This is a genomic window from Mesorhizobium sp. LSHC420B00, from assembly GCF_000503055.1.
Taxonomy (GTDB): Bacteria; Pseudomonadota; Alphaproteobacteria; order Rhizobiales; family Rhizobiaceae; genus Mesorhizobium.
This window is the reverse complement of sequence record NZ_AYVY01000043.1, coordinates 43,477-54,568: the sequence shown is the minus strand read 5'-3', so window position 1 is coordinate 54,568 and position 11,092 is coordinate 43,477. Positions and strand designations below refer to the sequence as shown.

Annotated in this window: 4 protein-coding genes and 10 pseudogenes; 5 read left to right on the top strand and 9 right to left on the bottom strand. The window is 59.3% G+C overall.

What is annotated here, in order from left to right:
- The 4 genes and pseudogenes from X760_RS78560 to X760_RS71190 form a co-directional block, all read right to left on the bottom strand.
- Positions 1–176: pseudogene (locus X760_RS78560) on the bottom strand (amino acid ABC transporter permease); the annotation flags it as partial.
- Between the two features lie 58 nt (positions 177–234).
- Positions 235–1,074 carry a transporter substrate-binding domain-containing protein gene (locus tag X760_RS71195; RefSeq protein ID WP_023722682.1) on the bottom strand — a complete coding sequence of 280 codons (840 nt, stop codon included), beginning with the start codon at positions 1,072–1,074 and terminating at the stop codon, positions 235–237.
- A gap of 308 nt (positions 1,075–1,382) precedes the next feature.
- Positions 1,383–1,613 (bottom strand): annotated as a pseudogene (locus tag X760_RS78555) (hypothetical protein); the annotation flags it as partial.
- Between the two features lie 472 nt (positions 1,614–2,085).
- Positions 2,086–3,109 (bottom strand): annotated as a pseudogene (locus X760_RS71190) (IS110 family transposase).
- Positions 3,110–3,306: 197 nt separating this feature from the next.
- Here X760_RS71190 and X760_RS71185 point away from each other — a divergent pair.
- From X760_RS71185 to X760_RS71175, 4 genes and pseudogenes are all read left to right on the top strand, one after another.
- A pseudogene (locus X760_RS71185) lies at positions 3,307–3,534 on the top strand (IS110 family transposase); the annotation flags it as partial.
- 76 nt (positions 3,535–3,610) lie between these two features.
- Positions 3,611–4,857: pseudogene (locus X760_RS71180) on the top strand (IS110 family transposase).
- 219 nt (positions 4,858–5,076) lie between these two features.
- Positions 5,077–5,178: pseudogene (locus X760_RS76880) on the top strand (IS110 family transposase); the annotation flags it as partial.
- 49 nt (positions 5,179–5,227) lie between these two features.
- On the top strand, positions 5,228–5,638 hold the full coding sequence (locus X760_RS71175) for a site-specific integrase (protein WP_245278776.1): 411 nt from the start codon (positions 5,228–5,230) through the stop codon (positions 5,636–5,638).
- Positions 5,639–6,252: 614 nt separating this feature from the next.
- Here X760_RS71175 and X760_RS75760 read toward each other — a convergent pair.
- A pseudogene (locus X760_RS75760) lies at positions 6,253–6,391 on the bottom strand (transposase); the annotation flags it as partial.
- Positions 6,392–6,458: 67 nt separating this feature from the next.
- On the opposite strand from X760_RS75760, the pseudogene X760_RS71165 reads away from it, so the two are divergent.
- Positions 6,459–7,715 (top strand): annotated as a pseudogene (locus tag X760_RS71165) (IS3 family transposase).
- Here X760_RS71165 and X760_RS71160 read toward each other — a convergent pair.
- The 4 genes and pseudogenes from X760_RS71160 to X760_RS71145 all read right to left on the bottom strand — a co-directional run.
- Positions 7,715–7,926, bottom strand: a pseudogene (locus X760_RS71160) (transposase); the annotation flags it as partial. The pseudogenes X760_RS71165 and X760_RS71160 sit on opposite strands and share 1 nt — an antisense overlap.
- 250 nt (positions 7,927–8,176) lie before the next feature.
- Positions 8,177–9,016, bottom strand: a complete 840-nt coding sequence (locus tag X760_RS71155; RefSeq protein WP_245278775.1) for an amino acid ABC transporter ATP-binding protein — start codon at positions 9,014–9,016, stop codon at positions 8,177–8,179.
- Positions 9,013–9,934, bottom strand: a pseudogene (locus X760_RS71150) (amino acid ABC transporter permease). Before X760_RS71150 ends, X760_RS71155 begins: the two are co-directional and overlap by 4 nt.
- A gap of 265 nt (positions 9,935–10,199) precedes the next feature.
- The gene (locus X760_RS71145; RefSeq protein ID WP_031195222.1) at positions 10,200–11,039 is read right to left on the bottom strand and encodes a transporter substrate-binding domain-containing protein; all 840 of its coding nucleotides are present in this window, start codon (positions 11,037–11,039) and stop codon (positions 10,200–10,202) included.
- Positions 11,040–11,092: the final 53 nt, after the last annotated feature.

The following is an 11,092-nucleotide window of genomic DNA, read 5'->3' as shown; positions in this document are numbered from 1 at the left end:
CGCCCGTAGAGGCCGCTCGTCAGCGGGTCGCCGATGACCGGCCGCATGAACTCGCCCATGGCCGTGCCCGTAAGATTGCACGCCAAAAACACAGCGAGCACGACCGCGAAGATCGAGGCGATGAACCACGGCTTATGGACAAGAATCTCGGACTCAACCGTATCCTGATAGAGCATGGGGAATCCTCCATGACATGGCGGCCCGAGCTAACCCGGGCCGCATAAAGCTGCGACCTCACTGTTCCTTGGAGTAATCGGCGTCGTACCACTTCATCGAAAGTTTGGAGAGCGTGCCATCGTCCTTCATTTGCTTAATGGTGAACGCAATCTTGTCGCTGAATTCCTTATCGCCAGGGAGAACCGCGATAGCGCCCGGCGCCGAGAACAGCGCCGGCTCGAGAATCCTCAAGGGGTAGCCGGCCTTGATCGCATCGCGTGCGACCGTGGTGTCTGTGAGAACCGCATCAAGGCGAACGCCCTCGCCGAGGCGAAGGTCATCAAATGCAATGCTGGAAGTTCCGTAAGTCTTCACCTCGCCCGGCTTGAATTGATAGTGAACGGGGCTGGCGTTTTTCCAGGCTGGCGTCAGACTATGATTTGCATAAGCCTCTGCTGAGGTGCCCCCAGTAACGCCGATCATCTTACCCTCAAGATCGGAAGGCTTGGTTGCCTTGCTGTCTTTGTGAACGATGGCGGAATTCGGTCCCCACATATAGACGGCCGGGAAGTCAAACACGTCTGCTCGGACCTTGGTCGGCACCATCTGACCCATGGCAACATCCCAACGGCCCTCCCACCTGCCTCCGGTGATGATGTCCCAGCCCGGTGTCACGAATTTGGCCTCCACACCAAGGGATTTTGCTATCTGCTTGGCGATGTCCACGTCATAGCCAACGAGCTCGTGATTCTCGTCCAAATGTGAGATTGGCCCCCAGTCCGTCCCCACCGCCACTGTTAGCGTCTTTGTCTCCAGCACCTTTTCGAGCACGGCGCCGGCATTGGCATGGCCCGACGAAGCCACGGACGCAATTGCCAGCGAGGCCGCGGCCGCCAGCGTCGTTATGAACTTGTTCATGTGACGTTTCCCCTGTGGTTGTGGGTTTGGTTATTGCCACGGCTCCGTTCCCGCACCTAAGACGTGGGATTGCGGCAAGGAAATCCGATTGGGTGTCCAAGTCGGAGCAGCGGTGAGCTCGTTGATTTATGCCGTTGCCCATGGTCGCACTGTCTGATCGGTCCCATCAGTTAGCAAGAATAATATCGATATCAAATCCATCTGGAACCCAGATGGTTGAAAGCCGATTGCCCGTAAGGGGAACTCCTGCCCTTGGCCTCAACACTCGTTCCTGGCGCTTTAACTCCTCGACCTGCACTTGCTGCCGTTCACCGCAATATTAAGCCTTGCAGATCACTTGCGAGCACACTTACCTGCAGATTCTCAGTCCATGACCATAACTTGCGCGGAACATTTGACAGGCATTCACAATGATCAGGATACTTTCAGTAACTTCAATACGCCAATCGCTATCATCGGCCTGTCATGAAGTGGAAAGTCATGCCCGGCCGCAGATCCGTCTTATCGCCGCTTCGTAAGCTGGCAGTATTCTCCTACCAACGTAGGCCGTATCCTTTTCCATAGAACAACCACGCAGTGACCTTGGTCGGGTCTATGGAGACGCTGCATGCTACACTGACTAGATGGCAACTCCGTGTGAGAAGATCTGACTAAGAGGCCTCTCTGATTGGAGTCGTTTTGGTCAAGATGCTCCTGCACTTTTTTCTGGACCGTTCCGGGGGTCACTCGCTTCTCTTCGCGGTCGGCGCTTGGGCCGCCGCATGATGTTGGGGTTGTCTAATCGCCGCTGGGACGTCAAGCATGTAATTGCGTCGAGACGACGCTGCCGGGTGCATGGTTGTCTTCGCGCTCGACATCAGTCGCCGCATGATGGAGCTCCGCGGACGAGCCTTCAATGTGGACGACGCACTTTGCTGAGACAGCGGTGCAACCCCATCAGCGGAATGGCTCGGCTCACGTCCCGGCAGGGACGTCTCAGGCGCTCAGATCCTGAACGCTATTCGCAAGATTTCATGCTGTGGCGCCTGCATTTCGATCAAAGAACTCACCGGTCTTGAGCATCGAATGCATTATCACCGCCAGTTTGCGCGCCACAGCCACGGCAGCTCGTTTGAAGCCAACCCTCCCGGAGCTTGAGGCCCCACGTGCGCAGGCTGCTGTCGATCGAGCTGCGTGTCAGGATGACCGCCGCAGCCTCATAGAGAAGTCCCCGCAAATGTCGATCGCCGCGTCGGGATATATGGCCGTCATAATCGACTTCTCCCGATTGGTAGCGGCGAGTTGTCAGGCCGATCCAAGCGGCAACAGAGCGGGACTTCTTGAAGTTGCCCGGATCTTCAATGGCAGTGGCGAAAGAGGTTGCGGTAATGGCGCCGATGCCGGGGATCGACATGAGTATGCGGCATGCTTGGCTTTGACGTGCATCTGCGACAAGCTGGCGCCCAAGCTCGGCGGCACGGATGCGAATGCTGCGCCAGGCTTCCAACATCGGTAGGACGACAGGAGCAAGCTCGCTCTGATCGATAAGAAGGCTCCGGACATTCTTTTCGAATGTAGTTCCCTTACCGGCGGGAACGAGCAAGCCGAACGTTTTCATGATCCCTCGGATCTGGTTGGAAAGCTCGACGGTGATCCGGACCAGCCGAGTGCGTGCTGCCACGAGCGTGCGGGTCAACATACTGTCGAAGCCTTTCACGCGCACCTCGCGAAAGAATCCTGCTTCAGCAAGACGCGCCAAACCATCGGCGTCATTCGCATCCGTCTTGTTCGCCGCCATATCGAGAGCGGCTTTGGCATGGCGCGCATCGATGCAGATGGCTGGCAATCCCTCGGCGCGCAGCGCATGATAGAACCAAACTGACAGCGGGCCGGTTTCGAACACGACGCGCTTTGCGGCCGGCGCCCGCTTGCGGACAAGCTCGGCAATGATCCTGGGATCAGATGCGCACTTCCCGCGCCAGATCCGTTCGCCTTCACGGCGGATCGACACTGCCGTCTCTTTCATCGACACGTCGAGACCGATATGTTCTTCCATGGCTGTTCTCCGTTGATGCTGGGCCCGGCGTCCAGTCGTGAGCCCGTATTTCATCTTATCGGGGAACAGCCACCCTCCAAGGCTATGATCGGTTCCAGGGCGCGTCGCTCCCGCGATTACCCCATGTGGACGGACCCCGCAAGGCATCGATGTGCCAGAATGAGGTCGTTGCAGATCTCAAGCAAAGGAGACCGTCCGTGGATCAAATTATTCGAATTGGCATCGACACGTCAAAGCACGTCTTCCAGCTCCATGGCGTGAACGCAGCTGAGGAGCCGGTGCTGCGCAAGGAGATGGTAGCGTTGTTCGAGAAGCTGTCGCCGACAGTGGTAGCGATCGAGGCGTGCGGCGGATCGCACCACTGGGCGCGTCTCCTGCAGTCGTTCGGGCACGAAGTGAAGCTGATCCCTCCGCAATATGTCAAGATTCCATGAGGAGGAGACAAGCGCCCTTGGCTCTGGAAGAGTCGGGGAACCCACTTTCTCGATGGAGACCATTGCTATGCAGACTGCCGAATTCACTGCCGCGCATGCGGTCACTGCCTCCGATTGCACCGGGATTTTCATATCCTTGGAGCTCAGCCGCTCGACCTGGCTGGTGACGGCCCTTGCGGCGCCGCTGGGCGCCAAGATGTCGAGGTATCAGGTTCAGGGCGGAGATTTGCCGGGGCTGCTGAAGCGCTTCTCGGGATACGCAGCGCGATGTTCATCGCCGGACCGGCCATGTTGTCCCTGTGATCGTGATCCAGGAGGCAGGGCTGGACGGGTTCTGGATCCACCGCGCGCTGATCGCGGAAGGGATCGAGAGCCATGTCGTAGACCCTGCCTCGATCGCGGTATCGCGCCGCCACCGCCGGGCCAAGACGGATCGGATCGACGGGGAGGCCCTTTTGCGCACGCTCCTAGCGTGGAAGCGTGGCGAGCCCCGGGTTTGCGCGATGGTGCGCGTCCCAACGCCGGCCGAAGAGGATCGTCTGCGCCTTTGCCGGGAACTGAAGACGCTCATTGGCGAACGCATCCGGCATGCGAACCGGTTGAAGGGCTTGTTCTTCGCGCAAGGCATCGCAGACTATGAACCTCGAAACAAAGACCGCCGAGAACGCCTCGAGGAATTGCGCACCGGGGACGGCCGACCCCTGCCGCACTACCTCAAGGCGCTGGCCCTGCGCCAGCTGGAGATCATCGAACTTCTGAACCAGCAGATCGATGTGGTGAAGGCCGAGCGGGATGCGCTTCTGGGCGAGGCTGCGACCGCGGGGTCGGAGCCGGAACCGGTGCGGATCTTGCTCGGCCTCAAGGGCATCGGCACAGGCTTCGCCGGTGCCCTGTGGTCCGAAGGATTGTTCCGGACCTTCGAGAACAGACGCCAGGTGGCAGCCTACGCGGGTCTTGCACCGACACCCTGGAAGAGCGGCACGATCAATCACGAACAGGGCGTCTCGAAGGCCGGCAATCCCCGCCTGCGCGCCATCGCCGTCGAGATGGCATGGCTGTGGCTGCGACACCAACCGGGATCGGCCCTCGCCCGCTGGTATCACGACAGGGTGCGCCAGCTGGGCCCGCGCTCCAAGAAAGTCTCGATCGTCGCCCTAGCCCGGAAACTGCTTGTCGCTCTGTGGAAGTTCGTTAAGCGGCATCGTGATTGAAGGGGGCCAGAATGAAAACCAACTAACCACCGACCCAGAGGCAGAAACTGTTTCCACCGGGACCCGATCAGTTCCGGCGGATCCGGGGGACGAACCGGCGTAGGGTATGGCCTCGCATGCCGAAGTTAAGAATGGTCCCGTCCTCCCGAACCCTGTCCGCAGGATGCGGAATGATGGTGCGGCCGACATCATCGGCAACCGTATGTGAGCTTGAGCGCGCAGGTCACTGACACGCGTTCCACAGAAAGGGTTCGGACCGAGATCCGAAAATATATTGGAGAAACGTATGACCTGAAAAAACTTGATCCAGTCCTCCTCATGTGAACCGTACGTCAAGCGCGGCAAGAACGATGCGGCCGATGCCGAAGGGCCATGCGAGGCGATGAGCCGGCCGACCATGCGCTTCGTACCGGTCAAGACAGCGACTGGCAAACGGTTCGAGCTGTTCGCCTCTACGGTTGGAGGGGGTCATCATGACTGACTCCAAGCTGGCATTCCCCATCCTGCTGGAACGCTTTTCCGTCGAGCATCTGGGCAATCAGCGAGCCGTCAGTTCGCGCACCATCGCCGCCTACCGCGATACCTTCCGATTGTTGCTTGACTTCGCCAAGGCGACGATTGGAAAGGCGCCCACCCGGCCGACCCTGGCCGACCTCGATGCGCAGTTGATCCTGAGCTTCCTCGATCACTTGGAGAAGGAGCGGAGCAACGGCGCCCATACTCACAACGCCCGCCTGGCGGCACTTCGCTCTTTCCTTAAGTATGCCGCCCACTACGACCTGGCCGCTCCCCATCATCGAACAGGTGCTGGCCATTCCGATGAAACGGTTCGACCGGCCGGTCCTGGGATTTTTGTCACGCGAGGAGATGCAGGCGATCCTTGAGGCGCCGGATGCGCGGACATGGGCAGGTGAGCGGGATATCCACATCGTGGGTAGCCGGCCAGCACTGCGCGTTTGACGCTCTTCGTCGTGATCGGCTCGTCGTAGGGGGCACCATGGCGAACAAATATGGCCCGGTTCGACGTCGCGGGCCGCTCCTCGTGCAGATAGGCTGCGATCCCCGCTCCCGTCTCGGACGGTAGTGGCAGAGCATCCGCGCGTCCGCTCTTGGTGCCGACAAGCTTGATCGTGCCATCGGCCCAGTTGATGTCGTCAAGCTGCAGCTTGACGACTTCGCTGGATCGCAGACCGAGATCGATCAGCGAGGACGTGGAGCGCGCTTCGCTTTCGAGCCGCCCGCAGCCTTCTCCATCTGCGCTTCGATGGCCGCCACGCCGGTTTCTCTACGCCGCTATCTGGCGGTCGGGCGCCTCATGGTGCACTCACCGAGGACTCACCGCTTTTCCTGTCTCCGGCGGGCGGATTCATTGCGAAGCGGAGGATCAATAAGGGTTTCCAGAAGCTTCGCACCAACCTTGGTTGGACCGCGCGTGGCGGTCATGGCGAGGTGCGTATTCACGACCTGCGTCACACCTTCATTTGCCGCCGTATCCAGCTCTGCCGGCCCGCTCACGATCCAGCATCAGCGCCACATCGTGGACGGTCTGGAACAGAAACCGCCGCGCCAGCTCTCGAAACCAAGCCATAGACCGTCTGCCAGGGTCCAAAGTGGATCGGCAGCATCCGCCAGCCGCAACTGACCTGCCACGGGTAATTTCCTCCATCTGAGATTAGAGTCCGGCCTCGATTGAAGGACGGACTGATGAAGAGAAAGCGGTTTACGGAAGATCATCGCGGTTCTGCGTGAGCACGAAGCGGGGGCGAAGGCGGGCGACCTGGCGCGCAAGCATGGGATCTCCGAGGCGACGCTGTATAACTGGAAGGCGAAGTATGGCGGGATGGACGTCTCCGATGCCAAACGGCTGAAGGCCTTGGAAGACGAGAACGCGAAGCTGAAGAAGCNAGTATGGCGGGATGGACGTCTCCGATGCCAAACGGCTGAAGGCCTTGGAAGACGAGAACGCGAAGCTGAAGAAGCTGCTCGCCGACCAGATGCTGGAAGCCTCGGCACTGCGCGAGCTTCTGTCAAAAAAATGGTAGGGCCCGCCGCCAAGCGCGAAGCCGTCGCGCATCTGCAGGCCACGATGGGCCTGTCGGAGCGTCGGGCCTGTTCCTTCGTCGACGCCGATCGTAAGATGATCCGCTACCAGTCTCGCCGAGCGCCAGAGGCGGCACTGCGCGGCCGGCTACGCGACCTGGCCAACGAGCGCCGGCGCTTCGGCTATCGGCGGCTGTTCATTCTGCTCAGGCGCGAAGGCGAGGCATCGGGTATCAACCGCATCTACCGGCTATACCGCGAAGAAGGACTGGCCGTGCGCAAGCGACGCTCCAGGCGCCGAGCGGTAGGAACGCGGGCACCGATCCTGGTTCAGGCGAAGCCGAACGCGCGCTGGTCGCTGGATTTCGTCCATGATCAGTTCGCCTGCGGCCGGCGCTTCCGCGTCCTCAACATCGTCGACGACGTGACGCGCGAATGCCTGGCTGCGATCCCGGACACCTCGATCTCCGGCCGCCGGGTGGCGCGTGAACTGACGGAACTGATCGCCCGGCGCGGCAAGCCGGGCATGATCGTCTCCGACCACGGCACCGAGTTCACCTCGAACGCGATCCTCGCCTGGTCGAAGGATCATCAGGTGGAATGGCACTTCATCGCGCCGGGCAAGCCGATGCAGAACGGCTTCTGCGAAAGCTTCAACGGGCGGATGCGGGACGAGTTGCTGAACGAAACCCTGTTCTTCGGCCTCGACCATGCCCGAACAACCATCGCCGAATGGGCAGACGACTACAACCGATCGCGCCCACATTCGGCGCTCGGATACATCACGCCTGCGGCTTATGCCGCCAATCTCACCGCAACGGACGATCGGCTGCGCAACCCCGACCAGCTCCGCCGATCACCCGTTGCTCAACCCGCGCCATACGGCGTAAACCCGCCGAGGCTCTAACTGCAGCCGGATGAAAATTCAGTGGCAGGTCACAACCCGAACGGACCAGGAGCGCACCGCATTGATCACCTCGCGAAAATCACCCTCGCGCGGACGGCCACGCCGCCCAGGCTTGGGCATCAGCGGCGCGAACTGCTCCCACTCCTCATCCGTCAAATCAGACGGGTAGCGCTTGGTCTTCTTGGCGATCTGGGCCATCCGGCCACGTCTCTGTTTGGTCCACATCCACAGCTTGAATCATAACCCAGCCTCAGACGAAACCCCAGCAAGCCGATTTTCAAAACGGCCTCTAAGCGGCCGAAGCGGGCAGTGTCCTCCACAGAATGAATCACAACCCATACGCCTTGAAAGCCCACCCGCACTGCAATGCCTCAGATCTAAAGCGATTGGACGGGCGCTTCAGTGTTTCAAAATCTGGCTGAGGAAGAGCTTTGTTCTTTCGTGTTGCGGCTTGGTGAAGAAGTGGTNGGGCGCTTCAGTGTTTCAAAATCTGGCTGAGGAAGAGCTTTGTTCTTTCGTGTTGCGGCTTGGTGAAGAAGTGGTGCGGCTTGCCCTGTTCGACGATCTGGCCTGCATCCATGAAGATGACGCGATCGGCAACGGCGCGCGCGAAGCCCATCTCGTGGGTGACGCAGACCATGGTCATGCCGTCGCGCGCGAGACTGGTCATCGTTTCGAGCACTTCGGCGACCATCTCCGGATCGAGCGACGATGTCGGCTCGTCAAAGAGCATGACGGCAGGCTCCATGCAGAGGGAACGGGCAATCGCGACGCGCTGCTGTTGTCCTCCAGAGAGTTGTCCGGGGAATTTGTTCGCCTGCTCGGGTATACGTACGCGCTCAAGGAATTTTAACGCAACCTTCCCTGCCTGCGCCTTAGGCATGCCCTTGATCCACATCGGGGCTGCCATGCAGTTCATCAGCACCGTCATGTGCGGGAAGAGATTGAAGTGCTGGAACACCATGCCGACATTTTTGCGAACCTCAGCCACGTTGCGCATCTTGCTGTGCAAGCGGATCCCGTTGACGGTGATCTCGCCCTCCTGATGCGCCTCGAGCCGATTGAAGCAGCGGATCAGCGTCGACTTTCCCGATCCGGAGGGACCGCAGATGACGATGCGCTCGCCCTTTCGGACGGTGAGGTTGATGTCAGTCAGTGCTCTGAAGCTGCCGTACCACTTCGATACGTGCGTCGCTTCGATGACCTTGTCATGGTCCTGATCCGAAGGCGACTCGCACGGCACCTCGCCCGGCGTCCCCAAAGGATCGTACCGGCTTGGGGCGGATCTTACCGGACTCATGTTGTCGATGATCATCGGACCTTGCTCCTGGCGTAGTGGCGCTCAATCCGAGATTGGATCAGCTCGAGGCAAATTGACACGATCCAATAGATAATTGCTGCCGTTATCAGCATCTCCATGTGATGGAAGGTCGGCTGGCCGATGGTTCGAGCAAGGAACGTCAGCTCCCACACGCCCAGCACCGAGACGAGCGAGCTGTCCTTTAGCATCGCGATGAACGAGTTTCCCATCGGGGGAATGATGACGGGAAGCGCCTGTGGCAGGATGATCTTGCGCATCGTGAGGCCAAAGCCGAAGCCCATGGACCGGGATGCCTCCCATTGGCCGCGGTCGATGCTCAGGATGCCAGCGCGGAAGATCTCGGTCATATATGCCCCGGTGCACAGCGAAAGCGCCAATATGCCCGATGGCACGGCATTGATCACAATGCCCAGTTGCGGCAGGCCGAGATAGATCAGGTAGATCTGCATCAGCAGCGGCAGACCACGGAAAAACGATGTGTAAAAGCTGGTGATGGCATAGGCGAAGCCGTTGCTCGACAGTTTGGCGACGGNGCAGACCACGGAAAAACGATGTGTAAAAGCTGGTGATGGCATAGGCGAAGCCGTTGCTCGACAGTTTGGCGACGGCGCCGAGGATCGCGATGATCGACGCGAATACGAGTGAGATCGCGGAAACATAGATCGTCGTCGCCAGGCCCTGCGTGATCAGGAAGGGCAGGTTCTTCCAAATGAAGGGCAGACTTAAGTTAAACGTTTCAACGAAAGCGAGAAAAAGTATCAGCAGCTCAAACCACACGATACCGATTTGCACCTTCAGTGGCGCAAACCCGATCATCACGAGGTTGAGGCAGAGCACGACCGCAATCACAAACGCGATCGCGAAGCGCCCGTAGAGGCCGCTCGTCAGCGGGTCGCCGATGACCGGCCGCATGAACTCGCCCATGGCCGTGCCCGTAAGGTTGCACGCCAAAAACACAGCGAGCACGACCGCGAAGATCGAGGCGATGAACCACGGCTTATGGACAAGAATCTCNTTGCACGCCAAAAACACAGCGAGCACGACCGCGAAGATCGAGGCGATGAACCACGGCTTATGGACAAGAATCTCGGACTCAACCGTATCCTGATAGAGCATGGGCAGCCCTCTGAAAATAGACGCGACCCAGGCGCGCCTTGGTCCATAGAGTTTATCACCTCTATTTTTCTGTGGTGTAGTCCACCCCGTACCACTTGATTGACAGCTTTGAGAGGGTAGCGTCATCTTTCATACTCTGGACGGCGGCCGCAATCTTGTCACTAAATTCCTTGTCGCCATGAAGCACTGGGATCACGCCCGGCGGGGAATATAATGGATCGCCAAGAAGCTTTATGGGATAGCCAGCGCTTATTGCATCACTCACAACAGTTCTGACTGTAATAACCGCATCAAGCCGAACTCCATCGCCGAGCCGGAGGTCATCGAACGCCACATTGGTGCTTGCGTATGTCTTGACTGCGCCAGGTTTGAATTGATATCTCACGGGTGCACTGCCTTCCCAATCTGCGGCGAAGGTGTGGTTTGCATAGGATTCTTCCGCGGAGCCCGCGGCAACTCCGATCGTCCTGCCGTTTAGATCGGCAAGCTTGGTCGCCTTGCTATCTTTGTGCACAACAGCCACAACCCGATCATAGAAGTAAATAACAGGGAAGTCGAATTTCTCAGCTCGAGCCGCGGTCGGAGTCATCTGCCCCATGGCCATTTCCCAACGGCCTTGCCACTGGCCTGAGGCGATGACGTCCCAGCCCGGCGTAACGAACTTGATCTGCACGCCAAGGTGTTCAGCGACACCCTTTGCAACGTCGATATCGTAACCGTCGAGCTGATGATTGTCGTTTAGGAACGACATTTTCCCCCAGTCCGTCCCGACTGCCACCGTCAGCGTCTTTGACTCCAGCACCTTGTCGAGCACGCTCCCGGCATTAGCTACGTTCGTCGCAGCCGCGATCCCCGCCGCAAGCGATGCCGCCACGGCAACCTTGGTTATAAGTCTGTTCATAGTATTCCCCTGTGTTTCGTTGTTTTCCGCTGTCACGGGCGCACTCCCTGACC

Bases quoted from the DNA above. Each gene is read 5' to 3' on its own strand.
- X760_RS71155 (WP_245278775.1), bottom strand. From the start codon at position 9,016: ATGATCATCGACAACATGAGTCCGGTAAGATCCGCCCCAAGCCGGTAC.
- X760_RS71175 (WP_245278776.1), top strand. From the start codon at position 5,228: ATGACTGACTCCAAGCTGGCATTCCCCATCCTGCTGGAACGCTTTTCC.
- X760_RS71195 (WP_023722682.1), bottom strand. From the start codon at position 1,074: ATGAACAAGTTCATAACGACGCTGGCGGCCGCGGCCTCGCTGGCAATT.
- X760_RS71145 (WP_031195222.1), bottom strand. From the start codon at position 11,039: ATGAACAGACTTATAACCAAGGTTGCCGTGGCGGCATCGCTTGCGGCG.